This is a genomic window from Aurantivibrio plasticivorans, from assembly GCF_055392955.1.
The window spans coordinates 1,726,469-1,749,549 of sequence record NZ_AP036020.1 but is presented as its reverse complement, the minus strand read 5'-3'; the positions used below and the strand labels follow the sequence as shown (position 1 = coordinate 1,749,549).

General features: G+C 44.5%; 20 protein-coding genes and 1 pseudogene. 7 read left to right on the top strand and 14 right to left on the bottom strand.

Going from position 1 to position 23,081, the window contains the following annotated elements; genetic code table 11:
* Positions 1-3 precede the first annotated feature (3 nt).
* The 4 genes from ACZ5NB_RS07750 to ACZ5NB_RS07735 form a co-directional block, all read right to left on the bottom strand.
* Positions 4-1,671 carry an efflux RND transporter periplasmic adaptor subunit gene (locus tag ACZ5NB_RS07750; protein WP_460232502.1) on the bottom strand — a complete coding sequence of 556 codons (1,668 nt, stop codon included), beginning with the start codon at positions 1,669-1,671 and terminating at the stop codon, positions 4-6.
* Between the two features lie 22 nt (positions 1,672-1,693).
* Positions 1,694-3,034 carry a TolC family protein gene (locus ACZ5NB_RS07745; protein WP_460232501.1) on the bottom strand — a complete coding sequence of 447 codons (1,341 nt, stop codon included), beginning with the start codon at positions 3,032-3,034 and terminating at the stop codon, positions 1,694-1,696.
* The gene (locus tag ACZ5NB_RS07740; RefSeq protein WP_460232500.1) at positions 3,034-3,528 is read right to left on the bottom strand and encodes a DUF411 domain-containing protein; all 495 of its coding nucleotides are present in this window, start codon (positions 3,526-3,528) and stop codon (positions 3,034-3,036) included. The genes ACZ5NB_RS07745 and ACZ5NB_RS07740 overlap by 1 nt, the downstream gene beginning before the upstream one ends.
* Before the next feature lie 114 nt (positions 3,529-3,642).
* On the bottom strand, positions 3,643-4,041 hold the full coding sequence (locus ACZ5NB_RS07735; RefSeq protein WP_460232498.1) for a hypothetical protein: 399 nt from the start codon (positions 4,039-4,041) through the stop codon (positions 3,643-3,645).
* A gap of 326 nt (positions 4,042-4,367) precedes the next feature.
* Between ACZ5NB_RS07735 and ACZ5NB_RS07730 the strand changes: the two genes are divergently transcribed.
* Positions 4,368-5,003 carry a DUF6088 family protein gene (locus tag ACZ5NB_RS07730; protein WP_460232497.1) on the top strand — a complete coding sequence of 212 codons (636 nt, stop codon included), beginning with the start codon at positions 4,368-4,370 and terminating at the stop codon, positions 5,001-5,003.
* Between the two features lie 45 nt (positions 5,004-5,048).
* Here the strand turns inward: ACZ5NB_RS07730 and ACZ5NB_RS07725 are convergent, their stop codons facing one another.
* On the bottom strand, positions 5,049-5,399 hold the full coding sequence (locus ACZ5NB_RS07725) for a helix-turn-helix domain-containing protein (protein WP_460232496.1): 351 nt from the start codon (positions 5,397-5,399) through the stop codon (positions 5,049-5,051).
* Here ACZ5NB_RS07725 and ACZ5NB_RS07720 point away from each other — a divergent pair.
* Genes ACZ5NB_RS07720 through ACZ5NB_RS07710 form a run of 3 tightly spaced genes read left to right on the top strand, consistent with a single transcriptional unit; the run spans position 5,389 to position 7,766 of the window.
* On the top strand, positions 5,389-5,952 hold the full coding sequence (locus ACZ5NB_RS07720; RefSeq protein ID WP_460232494.1) for a hypothetical protein: 564 nt from the start codon (positions 5,389-5,391) through the stop codon (positions 5,950-5,952). The genes ACZ5NB_RS07725 and ACZ5NB_RS07720 overlap by 11 nt on opposite strands.
* Positions 5,946-7,385 carry a DEAD/DEAH box helicase gene (locus tag ACZ5NB_RS07715; RefSeq protein WP_460232493.1) on the top strand — a complete coding sequence of 480 codons (1,440 nt, stop codon included), beginning with the start codon at positions 5,946-5,948 and terminating at the stop codon, positions 7,383-7,385. The genes ACZ5NB_RS07720 and ACZ5NB_RS07715 overlap by 7 nt, the downstream gene beginning before the upstream one ends.
* A gap of 27 nt (positions 7,386-7,412) precedes the next feature.
* Positions 7,413-7,766 (top strand): hypothetical protein, encoded by a 354-nt coding sequence (locus ACZ5NB_RS07710; RefSeq protein WP_460232492.1) that lies wholly within the window; start codon positions 7,413-7,415, stop codon positions 7,764-7,766.
* A 1-nt stretch (position 7,767) separates the two neighbouring features.
* On the opposite strand, the gene ACZ5NB_RS07705 is transcribed toward ACZ5NB_RS07710, so the two are convergent.
* From ACZ5NB_RS07705 to ACZ5NB_RS07665, 9 genes and pseudogenes are all read right to left on the bottom strand, one after another.
* A complete protein-coding gene (locus ACZ5NB_RS07705) occupies positions 7,768-8,199 on the bottom strand; it encodes a regulatory protein RecX (protein WP_460232490.1) in 432 nt (143 codons plus the stop codon).
* Positions 8,196-9,443 carry a site-specific integrase gene (locus tag ACZ5NB_RS07700; protein ID WP_460232489.1) on the bottom strand — a complete coding sequence of 416 codons (1,248 nt, stop codon included), beginning with the start codon at positions 9,441-9,443 and terminating at the stop codon, positions 8,196-8,198. Before ACZ5NB_RS07700 ends, ACZ5NB_RS07705 begins: the two co-directional genes overlap by 4 nt.
* Positions 9,428-9,871: a hypothetical protein gene (locus tag ACZ5NB_RS07695; RefSeq protein WP_460232487.1), complete on the bottom strand. Its 444-nt coding sequence runs from the start codon at positions 9,869-9,871 to the stop codon at positions 9,428-9,430. Before ACZ5NB_RS07695 ends, ACZ5NB_RS07700 begins: the two co-directional genes overlap by 16 nt.
* On the bottom strand, positions 9,872-12,130 hold the full coding sequence (locus tag ACZ5NB_RS07690; RefSeq protein ID WP_460232485.1) for a hypothetical protein: 2,259 nt from the start codon (positions 12,128-12,130) through the stop codon (positions 9,872-9,874). It lies immediately after the preceding gene.
* A complete protein-coding gene (locus tag ACZ5NB_RS07685) occupies positions 12,127-14,118 on the bottom strand; it encodes a hypothetical protein (protein WP_460232484.1) in 1,992 nt (663 codons plus the stop codon). Before ACZ5NB_RS07685 ends, ACZ5NB_RS07690 begins: the two co-directional genes overlap by 4 nt.
* Positions 14,119-14,130: 12 nt before the next feature.
* A complete protein-coding gene (recA, locus tag ACZ5NB_RS07680) occupies positions 14,131-15,165 on the bottom strand; it encodes a recombinase RecA (RefSeq protein WP_460232482.1) in 1,035 nt (344 codons plus the stop codon).
* A gap of 162 nt (positions 15,166-15,327) precedes the next feature.
* Positions 15,328-15,951: pseudogene (recA, locus tag ACZ5NB_RS07675) on the bottom strand (recombinase RecA); the annotation flags it as partial.
* 167 nt (positions 15,952-16,118) lie between these two features.
* On the bottom strand, positions 16,119-16,625 hold the full coding sequence (locus ACZ5NB_RS07670) for a CinA family protein (protein ID WP_460232481.1): 507 nt from the start codon (positions 16,623-16,625) through the stop codon (positions 16,119-16,121).
* Between the two features lie 160 nt (positions 16,626-16,785).
* Complete coding sequence (locus tag ACZ5NB_RS07665) at positions 16,786-17,853, bottom strand: GGDEF domain-containing protein (RefSeq protein ID WP_460232479.1); 1,068 nt, start codon at positions 17,851-17,853, stop codon at positions 16,786-16,788.
* A gap of 428 nt (positions 17,854-18,281) precedes the next feature.
* Between ACZ5NB_RS07665 and ACZ5NB_RS07660 the strand changes: the two genes are divergently transcribed.
* From ACZ5NB_RS07660 to ACZ5NB_RS07650, 3 genes are all read left to right on the top strand, one after another.
* Positions 18,282-20,405 carry a PKD domain-containing protein gene (locus ACZ5NB_RS07660; protein ID WP_460232477.1) on the top strand — a complete coding sequence of 708 codons (2,124 nt, stop codon included), beginning with the start codon at positions 18,282-18,284 and terminating at the stop codon, positions 20,403-20,405.
* Between the two features lie 262 nt (positions 20,406-20,667).
* Positions 20,668-21,906, top strand: coding sequence for an acyl-CoA dehydrogenase family protein (locus ACZ5NB_RS07655; RefSeq protein ID WP_460232476.1), 1,239 nt, complete (start codon positions 20,668-20,670; stop codon positions 21,904-21,906).
* Positions 21,906-23,042, top strand: coding sequence for an acyl-CoA dehydrogenase family protein (locus ACZ5NB_RS07650; RefSeq protein ID WP_460232474.1), 1,137 nt, complete (start codon positions 21,906-21,908; stop codon positions 23,040-23,042). Before ACZ5NB_RS07655 ends, ACZ5NB_RS07650 begins: the two co-directional genes overlap by 1 nt.
* Positions 23,043-23,081: the final 39 nt, after the last annotated feature.

Sequence of the window (23,081 nt, the reverse complement as noted above, 5' to 3'; positions counted from 1 at the left end):
GCTTTACTCCTTTTCGCCTGAATGCTGTTGGTGATTGGAGTGGTCCATCTTTGAGTGATCAACCGTAGTTTTCATACCACCATGATTCATCTCACCATGATTCATCTCACCGTGATTCATCTCATCGTGATTCATCTCACCGTGATTCATTAGGCTGTGGTCCACATTTTCTTCAACTACCGGAGATATGCTTTCATCACTTTCGCCATTCATAATATGCGTGCCAGTCATTTCATACTGCCCACTATCGAGCTTGGTAATTTCCATATGTAGCTGAGTGCCAGGTGTTAAAACCTCAAAATTTACTTTTGGGTTAACCTGAAAATCCATGCTCATTGCTGGCCACTCCCAAGCGTCAATCGCATCATGCTTGACGGTCACCATGCGGTGGCTCGACATTACGCTATCGATTGTTGCGGCTACCCAGACTGAACTTGGCTGACCGTCGCCGTGATGCATCCGCTTAAAATCAGAAGTTTTACTGGATTCAGAGTCGAGTAGGAACTGGGCTGATGTCACTACCCTATCTCCTTCGCTCAGGCCATCGATGATTTCGGCAATCGTTTGGTCTTGACGGCCTACTTTGACGGCAATCGATTTGTAGCTACCCTCACCCAAGGCCAACACCACTCGATCTTGACTACCGGTACGAATCAGTGCCTCCCTAGGGATAACAAGTAATTGCTCAGTACTGTCGGAGTGCACAGCGACTTGCGCAAACATATTAGGCTTGAGAGCAAAATTTGGGTTTTCAAAACGTAAACGAAGACGAACAGTGCGTGTCTTACTGTCCAGAGTTGGATAGATATAATCAATCTGACCAGACCAGGTTTTACCCGGTAGGTAGTCCAAGGTCATGGTGACAGGATCCCCGGCTTTAACGAGGGCCGCTTGGCGTTCAAAGATTTCTGCCTCTACCCATACTTGATCCAATGCGCCAATACTGAGCATCGTCGTGCCAGGTTTAACGTAAAAACCTTCCCGAATATTCAGATTATCTACGACGCCAGTTTGCGGTGCGTAGAACGTCACTGTTTGCTGAACTTTTAAGGTGCGCTTTAGCGCTTTAATTGACTCATCTGGGATTTGTAAGGCCTTAAGCCTGTCTTCCGAAGCTTCAATTAAGCGTGTGTTTTTTCGATTAAGTGCGAGCACCAACTCCTCTTGTGCATTGACTAATTCTGGTGAATAAAGTGAATACAAAGGCTCGCCCTGTTGTACCGGATCGCCCGCTGCCTTCACGTATAATTTCTCCACCCAACCAGAAATTCGAGGATGAATGTGGATCAACTTGTCTTCATCGTATTTAACATACCCGACAGTGACAATTTCCGTATGAAGTGGCTGGCGCTCAACCAAGCCGGTACGAACCCCCAAATTATTAATCACGTCGGGTGATATGCTGATTGTTCCGGGGCCTTCGTCATTGGCTTTTGCACCTTCGTCGTAGACTGGAATAAGATCCATGCCCATGGGCGACTTACCCGGTTTATCGCGTCGATAATTCGGGTCCATCGGCGCCACCCAATACAAGGGTTCTTGTTTAGCCCCCGGAGACGTCTCGGAACCGCTGTTTCCACCACCAAGAGAGACAGTCAGTAGGCCGCCTACAAGGATGCCCGAGATTGCAGCAACAAGCGTTGCGGGCTTAAATATGTCTGATGTATTCATGTTTTTCTCCTATCGTTGCGCTTCACTCAAACGCAGCGTGGCTAGATTCTTTTGTAGATGGGGTGCCCGCCTGAAAATAATTAAGCTGGGCAATGTTTTTTTGCATGTCGATATCCACATGTAATGCTTCTATCCGTGCATTAAGTTCGGCAATACGCGCACGCACGACTTCAGCAAAATCACCGTCGTCATTTGTATAAGCGGAAAGAGACGCTTCTGCTTGCTCGGCCATTTCTTTTAGCAAACGGGAATCAAATAAAAACTTGCGCTCGACTAACCTGAGGTACATGGCTTCTGCCGAGTCATAGCTAGCTTTCAATTGTCGCAGTACTAGCGCTCGCTCGGTTTTCACGGCTTCTAATTCAGCATTAGCCGATTGCACCTTTTTGTCTTGTCGCTTACCCGTAAACAACGGCACATCGAAGCTCACACCAACAGAAAAAAAGTCTGAGCGATCATCGCCCATGGGTGTTTGATCCCGATAACCATAACTCGCGTTAACGCCCCATTGCGGCTTGTAGCTTTGCTTCGCTAATTTCACACTGGAATCAAACGCATTAATTTTTTGGTCAATGCGTTTTATCTTGGGATGGCGACTCAAGACGTCTGACAATTGACGAAGCTTCGTCGAGCGATCACGTTCTTTTAACAAACCAGGCGCCTTCAGTTCAATGAGGCTTTCTGAGTTCTCGTTTTCGGAAATATTGATGACCGGGTCGCCCAACCATTCACCCAACTTAGCGAGCGACATATCCCGCTGCTGATATAAACGAGTGAGGCGGTCGTCAAGCCGAGTCAGTTCGAGCTGTGCCCTGACAAGATCCTGTTGACGCGTTCTCCCGGAAGCTGTGGTGTAGCTAGATTGAGCCACGTCGACCAGATGCTCAAAAAGCCCCCGGTCCTGCTCTATCAGATGGATTGTCTGTTCACTTCTGTAAGTATCCAGCCACAGCTGAGCAACCGTTACGGCAACTTGCGCGTTTCGATCCGCTCTCGCATGGGGTTGCATCTCACTCAACTTTTGTAGCTTTTCACGCTTGAGAGCGAGCGTTTTACCGCGCGGGAACATTTGGCTCACACCCACTTTAAATTGCGTCATGCCCTCCTGAGAAAAATCAAAGGTATCTATCGGAAGGTTTGCCACGCCCAAGCTGACTGAGGGGTCCGGGAGCGAGCCCGCTTCAACACTCAGCGCATCAAGGCTTTCTTGACGCTTCAAACTTCCCTGTACCCAAGGGTCTTGTCGTTGGGCTGTTGTCACTGCATTTTCAAGCGAGTATGAATCGGCTTGTGCTAAGTTTGCCGACAAGGCAACCAGCGAGGCGCATACTATGGGCCTCCAAATTTTGTAGTCAAAGTGCATTAATATTGCTCCTCTAGGCTGGACACCGTGGCGAAGGGTTCCGTGCTGCCGTCAGCTTTTACCAATAACACTTCATAGGGTGTGAAACGGTCCCCCATTTCCATACCTGGACTACCGGCGGGCATGCCCGGCACCGCCAGACCAATCGCACCTTCCGGCGGATTGGCTATAAATGCAGTGATATGCTTGGCGGGAATATGGCCTTCAAAGAAATACCCATCAGAGGTCACGCCGGTATGGCAAGACTGCATATTGGCAGGAATATTGAGGTTCTTTTTGATGCCATCGAGGGAGTTACGATTGCGGATGGTGGGGTCAAAACCATTTTCTTCGATATGGGAAACCCATTTGCCACAACACCCGCAGCTTGGGCTCTTAAATACTTCTATTGCGATGCCTTGTGTCGCCTTTGACGATTCAGGTGCTGACGATTCGGAACAGGCCACCAGGGCCATAAATATGATTGAAAGGATACTGAGCGTTACAGCTTTCATTGTTTAATCCTCTAAGATCCACGAGCAACAGCGCTTGCGGAAATGATTAAATATGAGGATCAAAGGGATCCTCGGCTTTAAAAACGTCTTATTTCAGACGCAATTAGGGTGTGATTAGCCGAGAATGGGAGGACGGTAGAGAGAGCTAGTAGGCTTAATGACTCCTGCCTGACTTAAAAAGAAAGAAGATTGATTACGAAACCCGAGAGTCTCAAGTCGAACGGAAGTTAGAATCGCGCTGACAGAGTGGCATGCTGTCATCGGGCATCCGTCATCGCAACACTCGTCATCAGCACTAGTGACCGTTTCAGAGGTGTGAGTTGCGGCCTCAGGATGGTGAACTGCGTCACCATGACATGTCGAGCTTACGGCAGGCTGAAGAGCAATGTCAGCGACTGTATTACTAAACATCATATTCGATTGCACGTCCGCCAACACTACCTGACCCAAGAAGGTCAATAGTGCGAAAAGCACCCATTTGCGGGTGTTTTTGTTGGTTCGGAACGAATTCATATTCATCTTTAACTTAGATTACAACGTTAACAATAGCATTTCGTATCGAATTTGCCCAGCGAGCAAGAGGTATAGATTGACTTAAGTCATGTTACATATCACGTAACCGGTCTACGTCAATCCACTCACTGATTGTCACTTTCAAACTCGGGCACGACTCGACAAATTAGATAAAATTACGTCCTCTCAGCGGTAGGGTAGGTATTTCTTGTACCTACCCTACCGCTTCAAGCAAACCATTTTCTGAGGCTCAACACCCTGCTATTCAATGCATGTCTTATACTGCACCGTCAACACGAACTCGGTACATAGAACTTTTGGCAAACATGACCACACAAGATATTGTCCTTCACTACATTGATAACCTCGAACGTGGCACCCCATTCTACATAAACGAACTCTACGAGCTCGCGCCCAAGGGCTCTGTTCAAAAAGCGATAGGTAAGCTTGTCCGAGCCGGCAAAGTCGTTCGCGTTAACAAGGGGATGTATGCAGCACCAAAACCACTTCCGAGCGTCCCAAGCATTGTCATCACAACCAACCCAGATGAAATCGCCAAGCTTTGGGCAAAGAAACGTCGGTATCGCCTAGTCAGCCAAGGGGTCGAAGCAGCCTATAAAATTGGCTTTCAAACGCAAGCACCGGTCAGAACTGTTTATTGGAGTGATGGGCCTACAAAGGAATTTACATTCGGGAACGCTACGTTATTTATTCGCCGAGTTTCTAGTAAAAAGCTTAAGTTTTCTGGCCAAGCTCTAGGTGTATTGCTGCGAGCGATCTACGTAACAAACGCAGATGCGATTGAGATGAAGGATCTACAAACTGCGTTTAACCGGTTGTCTATTACCAGTATAGAAATGGCAAGGATTCTTAAACAACTCCAAGAAGAACCTTTGCCGAAGAAGTGGATTAGCAAGCTTAAATCTTTCGAGAAGTTATCTACTCAGGGGCTCGGCGACTAATACGCTCAAAAATCCGTTGTTGTCGATTTTGACAACTATATAAATCTAAGCATCTACGTTTCGGCTTTCACTCGACATAGACTGAATCATCACTTCCAACCCTTCTTGTGGGTCAGCACCAATGACATGGCAGTATTGGATAAACTCTAATATCTCTATTTTACGTCTATCCTGTTCCATCTTCCCCAACACAGAATGATGTCTCCCCATCTTAATAGATGCAGCTCGAAGAGATAGACCACTGTCTTCACGCTTCTGCTTCATCCAAGCGCGCAATCTATCGTAGTGAGGTGAATAAGGAGATGTTTTCATTGTCTCGATGATAGAGACAATATAGAATGTCGCGAAATTCGAGACACCAAAAGACATAGACACTAAGAAGTAGATGAAGACCATAGAAATCAAGCCTGAGCTACTTGCTGTCCTCAGATCCTTTACCCAACAGCAATTTACGGTAGACCAACTGACAACAGCCTACCTAGAAAGTAAGGCATGCAAACATTCGAACAAAAAATCAGCACGCCAATTCGTCTATAGAAATATGGTTCGAATGATGAAAGCTGAATTAATGAGTCGCGAAATCAAGAAAGGTGGTTGGCCAACCTATGTGCTCACTAAGCGTTTTAGCGAGAGCGCCGACAATAAAAAAGTCTCCCCTAAAGTGAGCACCAATAAGCAACGCCAACACAGGAAACAAGATGATCCAGAAAAGCCTAGCGTTACTACAGCCATAAGAGAGTTATCAGAAAGGTTAAGCCAGCATAGATCGGACATGCTTTGTGCCGTTGGGGAAGCCGAAGAATATCACGCCCTGTGCACTGCTCATCCAGGGCTAAAAATACAGACTCAAGAGCTCTACAACCGAGCGAGGGAGCGCAGTGCCATCCTCCTTGGCAAGATCAAGGCTCTCGAAACACTTATCTCTATCAAAGCGCCTGAGCAGTGCTAAAGCTTCGTAAGTGGCAAGCAGAGGCGATTTCTGCAATTCGGCGAAAGTATGCGCAAGGACAATCACACTTTCTCTGTCTTGCGACCCCCGGTGCGGGCAAAACGCTCATGGCATCAATTTTGGCGAAACAGTTATTTCAATCCAACAAGATTGACTTGGTCATTTGTTTTTCACCGTCGATTAATATCGCTACTGCCTTACAGCACTCTCTCGAAAAACATATTGGACATCACATTAACGGACGGCTAGGTGCCAAGGGTCATGTAATGACCTATCAATCAATGCTAAGCCTTGATCAAAGCTATTGGGAAATTCTTTCTCAATACCGTGTTTTGGCCATTTTTGATGAAATACACCACTGTGCCGGCGACGCGTTTGGCAACGGCAATAGCTGGGGGCAAACAATAGTTAACTCCATACAAGGTAGAGCAACCTATACGCTGTCGTTGACCGGCACACCTTGGCGTTCAGATAACATACCCATTGCACTCTCTAACTATTGTGAGCAAGGAAAAGTCAACTGCGACTATAGCTACGGTTTAAATAAAGCCATTAAAGATTATGTTTGTAGAGCCCCTAAAATTATAGCCATCGACAACGAGAAGATATCGTTACGAGAAAATGGTAGGGAGTCCTATTATAACTCGTTTGAATCACTACTTAGCGAGTCGACTTGCAGCTACCAGCAAATACTCGACAATCCCGGCCTCATTCGCCAAGTCATCAAAAAGGCATCGGCCCAGCTATCTTCTTTACGCAAGCAAAACCGTGACGCAGGTGCTCTAATCGTTGCAGCCAGTATTAACCACGCGTTAAAAATTTCTAAAACCCTCAAAGAGGTTACAGGTGATGAAAGTGCTGTCGTAACTCACTTACACGACGACGCTCAAGATATTATTCAACAATTCCGATCTTCCACTCAAAAATGGATTATTTCCGTTGGCATGATCAGCGAGGGTACAGATATTCCTCGACTTCGTGTCTGCTGCCATTTAAGCAGAATAAAAACTGAACTCGCCTTCCGTCAAGTGCTTGGAAGGGTTCTCCGCTCTTCAGGAAAGCATGACTCTCCCGGATACCTATTTATGCCAGCAGAGCCCAACCTAATTGCATTTGCACAACGCGTAGCGGAAGACGTTCCCGAGGAACACACCGTATCCATTGACGTAATGGAAGAGCAAACATCCTTCACCGAATGCACCAGTAACGAACCTAACGACGAACTAGGGATTAACTATCCACCTATCGATGAAGTGCTTTTACACGTTCCATTCGATTTGGACGGGTCACCTCTTAATGAGAATACATCATCACCGGATATAACCAATGGAATCTACCCAAGTTTATCCGACACATACAATATGACGATCGACTTTTTCGGACGCTTCAAGCAGCAAATAATTCAACCCACGATTCTCAACAGCTCAACCTAATTGTTTCAAAAAGATAGGAGTAGACCTTTGAAATTACCTGAAGATAAACACCAAGGCCAATGTGACCACTGCAAAACCGAGGTGCCTCTCGATGCCGTTGTTTGTGCTGCCTGCGGCGCGCGCTGGGGTAGTTCAACGGGAAAGACCAGACAACAAGTCTATGATCTCGGTAAAACTAAAGTTAAAATGGGGCTAATAGGAGGGGCATTTTTTATAATATTTTTAGCCGTGACCCTCTATTTCGAGTCCGGATGGATGCTGTTGTCGATGGCACTTGGTTTTTTAGCAGGACCTATATGTGTAGGCTGGATAATCGGTGGACTACTTTCAATACGAAGAGCGAAAACAAATCTTTCGATTCAGTGGTGGCGACAAAGTTAATTCACCAACTAACAACTTCACGAATGAGTTCAGGCGAATAACCCTTGTATTGAAAAAAACGAATGCGCTTGGCTCTTTCTTTATCATCTTGCGCTACTGTTTCACCATACTTTTGGAATGATAACGCCTTCAAAGCAGCGCACCATTCCACACCTAAATCGGCGAGCACCAATTCGGCTAATGATGCATCAACACCCTTTTGGCGAAGCTCAGAGATAATTCGTATGGGCCCAATGCTCTTAGCCACACGCCCACGAATATACATCTCTGTAAAGCGTTGATCGGATAATAGGTTTTCATTCTCTAGCTTATCAAGAACAGTATCAATCGATTGCTCTTCATTCCGAAAGCGATGAAGTAGTTTGTTTCTTAACTCAGTCCGAGAGTGCTCTCTACGAGCCAATAAATCTAGCGCTTTATTTCGTATACTCACAGCACCTCCACAGCTTCACGTCCCAACTTCCTGAGTTCTGCGTTTGCGTTATTTAAGCTTTGCCTCAAAGCAACGTTTTCCTCTTCTAAACTCAATTTTTTATCACGCGCTGCGTTTGCTCGCGCAACAATCCGTTCAGCTCTAAGGTAGTATTTAAGAAAGATGTTACCTGCATTTCGATTTTCTATTTTGTGCCCAGCTTCCTGACTCACGGTCAAAATGGCTGTAGTTTGTGAAACACCCAGCTCAATTAGCTCAATAAATCGCTCTGTTAACCCCTGAGCCCTGCCGTCCTGAGGTGTCACGCCGAATTGTCGACACAAGTTAGTAATAGAGTTGGGCATAAAAAAACTACCCGTTTTCAAGGAGGGTATAAGTGCAGCAGACTTCTTCTTTCCAAGAACCAATTCTCTCCTTGAAGTCGCTATAAACGTCTGAATATCAGAGTATAAAGCCGAGTGAATACCAACATCCCTAACATCGTATATTTTGGTCTTGGGCAGGGTAATAATCTTCTTACGCTCACCAGGAATAAGTGGCTCAGTAAAAAGCCCCACCGTCAGATGAATCATCTCAATACGACGCAATGAGCTTTCTAAAAATAATCTTAAAATCATCTCATCTCGGTGAAACCTTGCGACCATTTGATTACTTAATCCATCCGCGTCAAACTGAGTCACCAAATCTATCGCTTTATCCCACGCATTCCGAGAACTCGTTTTCCTTATACTCCCTCGCTTCGTTTTACCTCGAGAAAGCAGAAATGGTATTTTGTACTGCTTGCCTCTCTGAAAAGACGGTTCAAGCGCCACCTGGTACAGACGTTCAGACACGCTGATATCATTAATACCTATAACCCCATCGCAAATCCCGTTTTTTTCTGCCCACCAAAGGAAAGCAATAAAGGTACTGATATAACTATTGATCGTGCCTTGTTGCAGGCTTTTTTTGTTATGTCCATCTAACCTTAGAGTATTCATTAGCAACTCAAGATGAGAGCTTGTCACGTGACGCCACTGAAATCCTGAATCTCCCATGCCAAGCCTGTTCAGGACCACCAAAATACGTAGCACTGCTAGCCGTACAGTATTATCCAAATCTTTATCCTGAGTACCTGCCAAATATAAGATATAATCATTCAGCTCATCAAAAGGTTTCCCTGCCTGGTCCACAATAAAGGGAAGCTCGGGTAGCGGCTTGCCGTTGTGACAAAAGTTTTCTGTTCCTTTTATCCTAACGTACACTTACACTCCCCCTCTCCGGCACAGAGCCTCCTCTCGTATTGCCTGAGCTTTCTATCCTGTTCATTTAACTTCACTCTAAGATCTCTATTTGCATCAACTAACCCTGCAACTTGCAAATTCAAAGTTTCAATTTCTTCTTTCAATCCTTTAATCGTGTTACCAACGGTTGCCTTAGGTGTTTTTACCTTTTTGACCAAAGACTTGACTTGCTTTAGAAATTCTTTATTACGCTCCTTGTATAAATAAGTTCCGTTAGTTACGTTTACCCCACCTTCTGACCAAATCAAAAAGTCGCTAACACTACGAGGGAGGCCATCACAAGAAATATTTTTCTTCAATCGATCATCCACTACCGACTTTAAATATTTAACTTTCTTTGATAGGGCTTCTTTTGCGTCATCACTTTTTTGCTGGTTATGATCGTTCATTTAACCCTCTACTTTTCTATCGCCCATAGAAAGTTTAATAGCGGCCTCCAATATTGAGGACGAATCACACTCAGGGGTTTGCATTGCAGCCACACTCCTATCGTTCTTAATATCTTCGACTGGTAGTAAGTTTGGGCACCCATCACACATTTCCTCGGATGCGCGATGACACATTACGTAACCATCGCTGTAACACTTGCTTAACTCTGAGCGCCTTGGTGTATTCCCAAAGCAAATCCCCTCACTAATAAAATCCATTCTTAATGAATTTTCTTCAATATACTTCATCGCGATTACTGAACGATTTTCAGGGACAACATCGATCGTTTGTTTAATTCTATCACTCAAATCACGCAATACGCCTCGAGTTTCACCCTCTGCCCCCAGCATACCCACTAGCTTCTCAGCCATAAACTCTTTTTCAACTTCTCGAAAAATACGGCCACATTCTTGCTCAGTCAGATAAACCGCTGTATTTGACCAATCTTCATGGCGAAGTTCGTACGTCAGGGCTTCTAGATCAGCCTGCTTTTCGTATCGATAAAAATACATAACGGCAAAGAATCGGCGAAACTGGTGTTCACTGAACTTAAACCTTTCTCCACCCTCGGATTTTTCGACTCCTATAAAATCCAAAAATGACTCCATCGCGATATTTAGTCGATCCATATTAATCGGAGATCGATTAAAGGTATCATCAAAACAAAACAAGGAATCACTGTTCGAGACTTGACGCCCCGACTCACTTAATCGCTCAAGCATCTCTATCGCCTTAATAACTACCGGAACACTTGTAAACCACTCATGGCGGCGTCGACTCTTAGCAACATAAAATTTGACTCGCCATCCATCATAAAATTTTTTATAACAATCCGTGGTCATACCAAATACCTCTGACTCCCTTCGGGCAGAAAAGGCGAATATAACAACCAAACAACTCAGTGGTAAAAACTGGTAGAGAGCCTTCTGCAAGGACACTCCTGTATGAGGAACATCACGACTATAATTATGTATTTTACGAGCGCGCTTAGATCGGTAATCAAATTGGCCTTTTGACAGCCCTAGTCGATCTCTCACTTGCTTGGGGCTTAGACCGGCATCAAGCAATGAACACAAATCACTCAAATCTTTTTGCGAAATTTTCTCTTCACGGGCTTGGTAGTGCTTATAAGAAGCCAAAGGAAAAGGCGAATACCGCCCTTCAACCAGCATCCCCATCTCCCTAGCAATTCCATTCACCTCCTTCCCCGCCAAGTAATTTCCGAGTCTTTTTGTGTAACACTCATGCTTTTCAGCTAATATTTTTTCTGCATCAAAAAGTGCTTCTGAATAATCCAGAATGTACCGAATGGAAGCATCAACTAATTTCAGAAATAATGGGACAGGAATATTTCTTGTCCGAGATCCATTAGCGGGTTTTAGATTTGAAAGATTCAATGCCTCATAAGAATCACCAATAAGCTTAATCATGCTTGCATTGACGAATTGATTTGGCAGTAAATATGTCTGCTCTTGATACAGTTCCGTTGCTCTTAGAATATCGTGATAGTAATCCCGACTTAAAGTCTTTTGGTAGGCTGTTGCTCGAGACTCACGCTTGTCACGGCGTAATTTTTTCAACGGCAACTGATCATTGTACATCTCATATACCCGATCCCAGTATTCTTGAATATTGGGATTACGCTGGGCATGAAACCTATTTATACCAATCGCGTCATAAACAACTTCATAATTAATTTTGTTAATGGACTTAGAGCTTCGAACAGGAAGATTGGCAACCCCAACATTATTAATATATTCCTTTAACCGAGGAAGGTAGCTTTGTGATACTGAAGGCTTATTCTTTAACCGTTCTATCAATATTTGACTTTTTCCCCTTGTCCATTCCGACCAACAAAATCCGTCCATATCATAGATTTCATTGAAAACACGCTTAAGAGCGTTAAGGTGATGCCGCATAGCAGAGCAACTGCGTATCTTTGCGTGCTTTTTAAAAATTGAAAACTCAACAGCAAGCACCAAAGATTGCTTTAAGTCATCCATTAGCCCTTCGATTTCTGACAAACGTCCGCCACCAATCAGGGGGCCATCAAAACTCAGGGTTTCTGTTATAGGGCTCGATGGATTCTCCGGATCGCGTATATTCCAAGTTAACCCAGAGTATTCCGATTGTAACCAATCATATTTCCTTTGTGATATGTCCTTACTGTGTGGCGAACCATCTAGAATCCGGTAAATGATCGATGAGCTATTACTCATAACCCACCAAAATCAATACGAAGGTAAGGATTTTCCATAAAATCGAGCTTAACTTTGGCGCTGTGCAGAAGCGCTCTATATCTTTCGCCCCCTTGATATAGCCTTTCTAAAACAACCTCAATAAATACGCACCAAAAAGCCCAGTCAGTCTCCTCAACAACATTAATTTCACCTGCTTCGTCTGCTTTTTTCAATGCCTCATTCCATTGCAATAGCTGCACAATATTATTTTCCGTCACAACAAATAGATTTTTTTTATTGCCACAGGTCATACACTTGCTAATTGCGCCACAATTTTCTCCTTTTTGGGTTCCGGGCTGTATTCCTGCTCTTGGATCGCGGCAATATACTCCACCGAACTGTGACGCTATGATTTTATTTTTATTACATTCATATTGATCCTTATCAAGGCCAAGCTTAATCGGCACATCTTCAAGATCAACCGTAACGAGAACCTGAAGCCACTCTCTAAACTCTCGCATTTTCTGATCAAAAGCCATTCGCATTGGAATAGAGTTGGAATACAACATTGAAGTACGAATACTGTTATGCTGTGCGGCTTGTTGAACAGCAATTAGTCCTCCAGTCAGCCCTTTATATAGCAATAAGCTAACGCGGATAGATCGTGCTGTTCCGCCCCAAAGCCCACCCGAAGCTGCATGAATTATCTTTTTAATATAGTTCAGCAGTGTGAACGAACTTGGAACCATAGGCGTAACATGCTCTTGGTTATAATTTTTTTTGGATGAGCCTTTCGCTGAGTGGTGATGCAAAAACAATTGATTTCGAAAATGATTAGCTGCTAACTTCCTGTAGCGCGTCGTAGCCCGTCTAATAATTCTTATAACTTTTGCTGGGGAGTATTCCCTCTCTCTACAGTCAATAGCCGTTAGCAATCCTTTTGCTCTCGGTTTTACCCACTCAATATCAACAGCTCCGTAATCGGTTACGCTATCTGCATCCACGGCAATATTGCGAATTGAATCAACATTTGCAACGAGATCATGAATTAACAAAATACTCGCTGAGGCAATAAACTCCATGCTACAACCTATTGCTTCCGCTGTAGCCAAGTCAGCTCTGCGATCCTTTCGACTCGAAAACTGCTTTCTAATCATGTTGTATTCTCTTGAGGCTAATACACCAGACTTCGGCTCAACACCTCCATTCCGATACCAGCACCAAGCTAGATAGACTCCCCACCATTGTTCATCCGATAGTTGATTAATATTATCCTTATAAGGATTAGTAGCTCCAGTATCTCTAGATTTACGCCAAGCAAACCATTGATCAACAACAGGAAGCAAATAACGATACTTTCTAATCGACAAGAGCCCTGAAAGCCTAAGATTTCCACAGCGAATAAATTGCTTTTCCGCTTCTGAGCGGATCACAGTCAATCTATTCTTTAATAAGCAGGCGCATAGGTCAGCAATATTTTCAGAACCAACATCACCCAACTCATACTGCAACGACTCAACAATTTTACCAATTTCGTCTACGTCTTCGCCCTCAGGTTCGCATCCGAATATTTCATACTCATCAAAACAAAAATCAAGCAACGACTTTGAAACTTTCTTTTCAATTTTAAATGTTGATAAAGCATTAAACCTAGGTATAAAACCATCATTTTGAAGACGGAGAAAAACGTAATTCAAACCTGAAATGTATTTGTTTTTTCCAGACGAGGATAAATTTTGCCCCTGTAGACGCCAATAAACTAAAGCAACAAATTTCATCCAGGATGATTTTTTTCCGAAGGTGGTTAATCCACACTGTATTTCAGTTAAAAGTTCTGGATTTAACTCTTCTAGCTCATTAAAAAGAAGCTTTATGGAAGAGCAAATACTTCTAAAGTGATAAATCGAATATTGTGAGACATCATTGCAACTAGACTGAATAGCGACAACAAAGGGATTGCCCGCAACAGGGAGAAACACCCCGAGATCAAAGTCCTTTTCGGGGTGTCTTAATTGAAGGGAACTCATTACAAAACAAGTTTAGCGTTCTAACTCTCCAACCTCAATCTCAGACGATTTCGGCTCGGGTTCCTGTAAAAACTCACTTCGGATCGCCTTATCCAGCTCCTCAACGGCTGCAGGGTTCCCTTCAAGAAACACCGCTGCATTCTTTTTGCCTTGACCAATTTTGTCGCCTTTATAGGAATACCAAGCACCTGCCTTATCAATCAATCCAACTTTTACTCCTAAATCAATAAGCTCTCCAAAATAATTAAATCCTTGGCCATACAATATTTGTGTTTCACATTGCTTAAATGGCGGAGACACTTTATTCTTAACGACCTTGATCCGTGTTTCGTTACCAATAACTTCGTCACCTTCCTTTACAGAACCTATTCGACGAATATCCAATCTAACAGAAGAATAGAACTTTAAGCTGTTCCCCCCCGCAGTAGTTTCGGGGTTTCCGAACATAACACCAATCTTCATTCTGATTTGGTTGATAAAAATCACTAGACAATTTGCATTTTTAATATTGCCTGTTAACTTTCTCAGTGCTTGCGACATCAATCGCGCTTGAAGACCGACATGGTGATCACCCATCTCACCTTCAATTTCTGCTTTTGGTGTTAAAGCAGCAACAGAGTCAATAATTACAACATCAACGGCACCCGAGCGTACTAACATATCGGTAACCTCTAACGCCTGCTCACCAGTATCTGGTTGCGAGACAATAAGATCGTCCGTATTAACTCCCAATGTTTGCGCATAACCAGGATCTAGTGCATGCTCGGCATCAATAAACGCACATGTCTTGCCTTGCTTCTGCGCTTGCGCAATGGTACTTAATGTTAAAGTCGTTTTACCAGATGACTCCGGCCCATATATTTCAACAATTCGGCCGTAAGGTAAACCACCAATTCCCAAAGCAATATCAAGTGGCAAACTACCTGTTGATACCGAAGGTATTTTTTCTATAGGCTTATCACCTAATTTCATCGCAGTTCCTTTACCAAACTGCCGATCAATTTGAGCTAATGCAGCCTGCAAAGCTTTTTCTTTATTCGCATCCATAATTATTTCCTACCAAAAAAATTAAAGTATTTTTAGACGACTCACAACAACGCTTTGGCTATATTAGGCTGCTGAAGCTAGGTGAGAATTGTACAGACCGTCATTTGCGGGCTGAAGGCCAATAATAGCAAGGGATTTAGTGGGTGTGTATAGTTCTTCAATAGTAGATAATGGGTTACCAAACATGACGCCAATTTTCATTCGGATTTGGTTAATAAAGATCACCAGGCAGTTAGCGTTTTTGATGTTACCGGTAATTTTACGTAGTGCTTGCGACATCAAACGCGCTTGCAAGCCCACGTGGTGATCACCCATCTCACCTTCGATCTCAGCTTTTGGCGTTAGCGCCGCCACTGAGTCAACAACAAGTACGTCAACAGCATTAGAGCGTACCAACATATCCGCAACTTCTAGCGCCTGCTCACCAGTATCTGGTTGAGAAACAATCAAATCATCAACGTTTACACCGAGTTTTTCCGCATAGATAGGATCGAGAGCGTGCTCTGCATCAACGAAAGCGCAGGTACCCCCGGTCTTTTGTGCTTCGGCAATAACCTGCAAAGTCAGTGTGGTCTTACCCGATGATTCTGGGCCATAAATCTCCACGATACGACCACGAGGTAAACCACCCACGCCAAGGGCCACGTCGAGCCCCAGTGAGCCAGTGGAAATCGCAGGAATATTGACCTTCTCTCGGTCTCCCATGCGCATCACTGTCCCTTTACCGAATTGACGCTCAATTTGACCCAGTGCTGCTTGTAAGGCTTTTTCCTTGTTTTGATCCATGACTCACCTCTAATTAGGTAAAATAGGTTGATATTTGTGTCCAGGCATCCGCGACCGGAGTTGTTTTTAGCCTGGAAGCAGCCCAAACCTCTGACATACAGGGCTACGTTGTAAGTTGCAGGCTACGATACAGTATTTTTACTGTATACGCAAACAGTGCTAAGCATTTATACAGGGGTTTTTAGTAAGATACTATTCAGGCCGCTGATAGCGTGCTCAATTGCCTGCTGCCGCACATGGTCTCTGTCACCCTTAAAGAAGCATCGCTCGGCCTCTGGGGACTGCCCCTTGATCTGCCACGCAAACCACACCGTGCCAACCGGTTTCTCAGGTGAACCACCGTCCGGCCCAGCAATACCACTTATTGCAACACCTACTTCTGCGTCGCTTAAAGATAGAGCCCCCGCGACCATTTCCTTCACAACGGCTTCACTCACAGCGCCCAGCCTTTCCAGTGTTTCCTGATGCACGCCAAGCAGTTTGTTTTTTATACGATTGCTATAAGTGACATAGCCCGCTTCAAACCAAGTAGAGCTCCCCGGTACCGCTGTAAAAGCGTGGGCGACGCCCCCACCAGTGCATGATTCGGCGGTGGTGACACACCATCGACGACCGATTAGATGATCGGCTAGATCGGTGACTGCTTTTTCCGAGATCAATTGTAAGTCAGACATCAAAGATGAGCCTCCATAAAACACAGCGCAAATATAACACTATCGCTTGATGTGCAGGAGAGCTAATAAACGATAGTGTAGATTAGAGACTGTACGCCGAATGGTTGTGCGTGGCTTGAGTACAGAGAAGGGAATGTAACTTAGCTAAGTAAGCGAGTGATTAAAAGAGTTCAATATCATCGTCACGTCGAATGGTAAATTTATCTGCAATAGTAGAAAAGTTTTGAACACAATTGCGACCCGCACTTTTGGCTTCATAAACAGCTTTATCGGCTTCTTCAAGCAGGGAGTGCAATGTTCGATTAGCATCAAAGCGCGTATAGCCGACACTTACCGTAACATGTTCAAAAGGAAATGGATAAGATTCTACTGCACAGCGAAATCGTTCCAATACTTTTTCCACTGCGTCATTACTAACGCCATTCAGGATCACTAGGAATTCTTCTCCACCATAGCGAAAAATAAAATCAGAGTAGTTGAATGTTTCTTTCATTAGGTTGGAGAAATGAATTAGAACCTCATCACCATAAAGATGACCATGCGTATCATTCACATGCTTGAAGTGATCGATATCAAATATCACCAACCAAGACGCCTTGCGTGAATCATAGGCCAGAGGGCTTCCTCTGTAATAGGTAACGATTTGATCAACGATATGGTCTAGGCTGTGACGATTTAGCAATTGGGTTAGGGAGTCCCGTTCTTTACGGTCTAATAATGCAATTTGAGAGGCATATACAGAATACAGGCCATACAGGATGCTCTTATAGTCTTCGCTTAACTGACCTTTGATGAGTACTGCTCGGCGAGGACTCGCCCCGTCTATGACATTCAGCAATATGTAGTTGCTTCCGTGAACAAGGCAATCAAAGAGTACAGTTTCGTCTGTATGGATCAAGCGATGAAGAACATCAAGGTTCTCGTCGTTGACAACTTTCTCAAGGGATAGAGGAAATCGGCGAAAGAACACATCTCCCCCGCCGCCGTCCTCGTTAGTGTTACCGGCGTTGGTGTTGCAGGGGTTGGTGTTGCAGGGATTGCTGATAAAGACCTCGTAAGCAGAGGCTTCAATAACTCCAGGCATGCTTCCAACCAAACCAAGTAGAGTATTGGTCATCGAGTGATAGTCGCCACAACGTATCAGTGACGCCGAAAGCTCGAACGCTCCACGAATTGCCTGTAAGCCATTTGACCCTACATCACGCAGCGCTAATTGATTATCCGACACACATCTATCCATAAGAATGCTAATAAGTTGATGGCTTGATGTTTAACTCACACGAAAAGTCGTTCACTTTTGATACTTTATAAGGACTATTGTTTTAGTATTGTCTAAAAGTCGGCTAGATCAACTCATTTCTTACTAAATTTGAATAAGCGCCTCCGCCTCGTCTTAATCATGACGAGTACACCGACAATTTCTCGACAAAATCATCCATGACGCTTTAAACACTCCCCAAAATAAGGGATACCCCACCCCTTTGATTAGCCTTATTGTTCTCGCCAGTAGTTTCGCGTGCTCATCGACTACCAGCAGTTTTACTTTTAATCACTTGTTGAAAGAAGCAGTACGGCTAACCATCGCTTGGAATACCAAAGTGCAGGTTCAAACGTATGCAACTCTTTTGAGACTAGAACCATTGAAGGATAGCGTTTATGGCTTGCTTAAAAAATTCCCGCTCCACCTGCTACCGCGTGATTGTTGCGATGCTATCAGTCACGGTGCTGCTCAATTTAACCGGGTGCCCGTGGTTTGATTCGGATGATGATGGACCCTCAGAAACTGTAACAACCACATTACCCGAATCGAGCTTTAGCGCATCAATACAAACTGGGCAAGCGCCACTCAGTGTCGATTTTATCGATACCTCGAGCAATGGTTCCTCCGCAATCACAAGCTGGCAATGGGATTTTGGCGACGGCAATTCAAGCAATGAAAGAAACCCTCAACACCTATATGAAGAACCTGGGGTTTACGATGTTAGCCTAACCGTCATAAGCGAAGATGGTGAAGATACGTCCACACAGCTGGACCATGTGACTGTTTATGGCGCAGATATCCCAGTGACTTTTGCCGTGGTAGATACCAATGGATTATTGCTGGATGACATTACTTTCGAGTCTTCAACTTACCAAATAGCCCCCACAAGCAAAGGCATTAATGGCTTTACTGTCAGCGTCAAACCCAGCGACGATGAAGGTGTGATAAAAATAAGCAAAAGTGGTTACCTCAGACAACTTGTGCATTTTGAAGGCATCCTTAATCCTGAGCATCGCTCAGTTACCCTGATTGAACGTGGCGACCCCATCCCTTTCAACGGCATGACCGGTAGCACACTGCAAACCACTCACGGAATCTCAGTCGATATTCCTGCCGAGTCTCTCGTTGATAGCAATGGTAGCGTTGTCTTAGGAGAAATCTCGGCTTATGTAACGCCCATAGATACCAGCGATAGAATTGCTCTCAATGCGTTTCCTGGTAGTTTCTTTGGAGCATTGGATGAAAACACTCCAGTCGATGAACAAGAACAGCTATTTTCGTATGGCGTCGTCGATATCACTTTTCATGACAATCAAAGTGGTGAGGAACTACAGCTAAGAGATGGATTTGAAGCACAATTAAAACTGCCATTATTTTCCAATAAAAACGTTAATGGCGAAGACCTAGAGCCGGGCGATGTAATTCCAATTTGGTATTTAGATGAAGACACAGGTATTTGGCTGCGTGTAAACGACGGAATTGTAGTTGAAAATCCATTGGCACCTCACGGATTATCATTGCTTGGTTCTACCTCGCATTTTACTACGTTTAATTCAGACATAAATCCTCCAGGTTTAGGTCGCCGAGACAACGGCAGTGGTGGTGGAAACGGAGGCAGTGGTAACGGCACGTCCTTCTGCACACTCAACTTAGATATGTTAGGGGGAGAAGTTGGAGAAACGTATACGTATGTACTTCGCTACTTTCTCGCGGGCCTACCACCTTCTGCTAGAACGCGTTTGTGGAGATATAATGGCAGCCCACTATCCCACTCAATCATTCGCGGCTACATGATTAACGTACAAGCAATATCGCCAGATGGCGAGAGCGCATCAGAAGTTGTGAGTTGCGGTTCAAACGATATCGTTGAAGCATTGTTTGACTTTGGCAATTCAGAACCAGAATTTCGTTATTTCGAACCAACCGCACGTCCCGTTTTCACGAAAACCGGCCTCATCAGTCGATACGAGATTATCACCAATACAATTCAAGTGGGTGCCGAGTTCGTTGGTACTGACGCGATAACAATTACTTCTGACATTTTAGATCAACCATTAATTCTCGGTCGAAACATTTATCGAGATATTACATACTCCATCAATGATGCTAGCCCGGTCAGTTTTACAGCGACCCTTTCTGATGAAAGCGGCGATATCGTAGTAGAACAAACGAAGACGGTTGAATTTATTGATAGCCAAGCACCGATCCCAGGTATCACAGTTGCCTTTTATGATAGTGACCTCTTTGCGACAATCATTGAATGGATAAATTGGCAGGGTGCAGATGAGTACCGCATCTATTACCTAGGTGAAGATCTTACAGCACCAGGGTCGCTGGAAAGCTCAGGGACGATTGACCATAGATTTTCGCGTCAAGTACGACAAATTAATCAGGAACTTACGGGGTATCTACGCATAGAATTTGTAAATCAATACGGCATCACTGAAGAGTATATTCGTATTTCGGAAACCCCCTGCCCTATTGGAACCGATCTTTGTACGCCAAGCCAAACTCGTTAATAGCTAATTGATGAGTCGCTAAAGCGGCTCATCAACTCGATTTTGTGAATTCCCCTGCTACCGTTCGCGATCATTATAGGTTATCAACCAACTCTTAGTGGTTCTTAACGTTTCTCGCAAGCTATCCTCTCTACGATGATTTAACCTTAGTGGCGATTAGAAAGCATGACCAATATCATAGACTTTCGATTCAATTTCTTTACATTGCTTCTTCAATCAAAACATATTGACTGCACTTGCTGATAGCAACGAGGAGGATACCTTGGCTACATTAGATGAGTTTCGCGCAAGCACCCGCGCCTGGCTAGAAGAGAACTGCCCTGCTTCTATGCGCACCCCTATGCCTGAAGATGAAGTGGTTTGGGGTGGACGCAACCCCACCTTCAAAAACCCCGATAGTAAGGTGTGGCTCGATCGCATGGCCAAAAAAGGCTGGACCACCCCTACCTGGCCTTCAGCCTACGGTGGCGGCGGCCTATCTAAAGAAGAAAATATTATTCTCCAACAAGAGCTCGCTCGTATTAAAGCCCGCCCTGCCCTAAATAGTTTTGGCATTAGTATGTTGGGGCCGGTGCTTTTAGAGTACGGTAGTGAAGAACAAAAAATGGAGCACATTCCTAAAATCATCCGTGGCGAAATACGCTGGTGCCAAGGTTATAGTGAACCAGGCGCGGGGTCTGACTTAGCGGCACTGGGAACAAAAGCCGAACGCGATGGCGACGACTTTATTATCAATGGCCAAAAAATTTGGACGTCCTACGCAAATTTATCTGATTGGATTTTCTGTCTAGTTAGAACCGATAGCACTGTTGCAAAACATTCGGGTATCAGTTTCATTTTGTTCGACATGGGCTCACCCGGCGTTTCCACGCGCCCCATTCCACTTATCAGCGGTGCCTCGCCTTTCTGTGAAACTTTTTTTGATAATGTGCGTGTACCAGCAACCAATCTAGTTGGCGAGCTTAATAGCGGCTGGACAATTGCCAAACGTTTGCTGCAACACGAGCGCACAATGATCTCTGGCTTTGGTCTTGGTCGAGCAAGACCCGGTGCAAAAGCCTTAACCTTAGACGAAGCGGCTAAGACCTATAGCGGCGACGGAGAAACTATTACCGACGCAGGCCTTCGCGATCGTATCGCACAATTTATGATTGATTCAGAAGCCTTCGCCTATACCTCTCGACGTTCTATCGAAGAAGCCAAACAAAGTGCCGGACCCAATGCGACTTCGTCAATGCTGAAATATTACGGCACAGAATTAAATAAACGGCGCTTGGAGTTAATGGTTGAAGTCATGGGAAATCAAGGCTTAGGCTGGGAAGGTGACGGCTTTGAAGGTGAAGAATTATCAGTGACTCGTCAGTGGCTCCGTTCAAAAGGTAACTCCATTGAAGGTGGTACGTCAGAAGTACAACTCAATGTGATTGCGAAACGCGTGCTTGGTTTGCCTGACATGACTAGCATGGTCGCAAGCCTAGACAAGTCTAAGGGAGCAAAATAATGAGCTTAGTACTAAATGAAGATCAAAAAATGGTACAAGAGTCTGCAAGCGCATTTTGCCAAGAACAAGTACCAGTCTCAGTCATGCGGCGCCTTAGAGACGACAAAGATGCAACAGGCTACGACAAAGACTTATGGGCAAAAATGGTAGAACTCGGCTGGACGGGTATGGCGATCCCAGAAGCTTATGGCGGTTTTGGGTTTGGTTATGGTGGCCTTGCTGTTGTTTTGGAAGAAACAGGAAAGACATTAGTTAACTCACCGCTTATTTCAACAGTTTTATTATCGGCCACTGCTGTTAATGAAGCGGGTACAGAAACACAAAAAGAAACATTGTTGCCTGCAATTGCATCAGGTGAGTTAGTGATTGCGTTTGCTATTGACGAAAAACCCGTTCACGCACCAGCATTAACGGCACTTTCTGCTAAAGCCTCAGGCGATGGTTTTACCCTCAACGGCGAGAAGGTCATGGTGTTGGATGGACATGTCGCGGATAAAATTATCGTTGTCACTCGTACGACTGAAGGCGATAACGAACTCGGTATGTTTATTGTGGATGCCAATGCCCCTGGCGTTGACATTCAACGCTTACACATGGTGGATAACCGCAACAACGCCAAAGTAACATTTAGCAATGTTAGCGTTACCGCTGATCAAGTATTAAATGGCGTAGATAATACCGGTGAGGCCATCGAGAAGACATTGGATATCGCACGTCTTGGTATAGCCGCTGAAATGCTCGGGAGCATGCAACAAGTGTTTGAAACTACCGTGCAATACCTAAAAGATCGCACACAGTTTGGCGTTGCAATCGGCTCATTCCAAGCGTTACAACATCGCACATCCATTATGTACAGTGATATTGAGTTATGTCGCTCAATGGTCCGCCGCGGTTTTGAAGCACTTGATGAAAATGAACCCGCTGAAAAAATTGCACAGTTAGCGAGTGCTGCAAAGGCCAAAGTTTCTGACACGATGTTTTTAGTCAGTAACGAAGGTGTTCAAATGCACGGCGGTATCGGCATGACCGATGAATTCGATATTGGCTTTTACCTAAAACGCGCGCGTGTTGCGCAACACTTTTTAGGTAACGCCTCGTTTCATCGAGATCGCTATGCGACATTGAAAGGGTTTTAGTCCAGTTTTATATAAACAAAAAAAACCGTGACCAATTCG

Excerpts from the sequence above, each read along its gene's own strand:
- ACZ5NB_RS07750 (WP_460232502.1), bottom strand. The coding sequence starts at position 1,671 with ATGAATACATCAGACATATTTAAGCCCGCAACGCTTGTTGCTGCAATC.
- ACZ5NB_RS07745 (WP_460232501.1), bottom strand. The coding sequence starts at position 3,034 with ATGCACTTTGACTACAAAATTTGGAGGCCCATAGTATGCGCCTCGCTG.
- ACZ5NB_RS07740 (WP_460232500.1), bottom strand. The coding sequence starts at position 3,528 with ATGAAAGCTGTAACGCTCAGTATCCTTTCAATCATATTTATGGCCCTG.
- ACZ5NB_RS07735 (WP_460232498.1), bottom strand. The coding sequence starts at position 4,041 with ATGAATTCGTTCCGAACCAACAAAAACACCCGCAAATGGGTGCTTTTC.
- ACZ5NB_RS07730 (WP_460232497.1), top strand. The coding sequence starts at position 4,368 with ATGACCACACAAGATATTGTCCTTCACTACATTGATAACCTCGAACGT.
- ACZ5NB_RS07720 (WP_460232494.1), top strand. The coding sequence starts at position 5,389 with ATGAAGACCATAGAAATCAAGCCTGAGCTACTTGCTGTCCTCAGATCC.
- ACZ5NB_RS07725 (WP_460232496.1), bottom strand. The coding sequence starts at position 5,399 with ATGGTCTTCATCTACTTCTTAGTGTCTATGTCTTTTGGTGTCTCGAAT.
- ACZ5NB_RS07695 (WP_460232487.1), bottom strand. The coding sequence starts at position 9,871 with ATGAACGATCATAACCAGCAAAAAAGTGATGACGCAAAAGAAGCCCTA.
- ACZ5NB_RS07690 (WP_460232485.1), bottom strand. The coding sequence starts at position 12,130 with ATGAGTAATAGCTCATCGATCATTTACCGGATTCTAGATGGTTCGCCA.
- ACZ5NB_RS07685 (WP_460232484.1), bottom strand. The coding sequence starts at position 14,118 with ATGAGTTCCCTTCAATTAAGACACCCCGAAAAGGACTTTGATCTCGGG.
- recA (WP_460232482.1), bottom strand. The coding sequence starts at position 15,165 with ATGGATGCGAATAAAGAAAAAGCTTTGCAGGCTGCATTAGCTCAAATT.
- ACZ5NB_RS07670 (WP_460232481.1), bottom strand. The coding sequence starts at position 16,625 with ATGTCTGACTTACAATTGATCTCGGAAAAAGCAGTCACCGATCTAGCC.
- ACZ5NB_RS07660 (WP_460232477.1), top strand. The coding sequence starts at position 18,282 with ATGGCTTGCTTAAAAAATTCCCGCTCCACCTGCTACCGCGTGATTGTT.
- ACZ5NB_RS07650 (WP_460232474.1), top strand. The coding sequence starts at position 21,906 with ATGAGCTTAGTACTAAATGAAGATCAAAAAATGGTACAAGAGTCTGCA.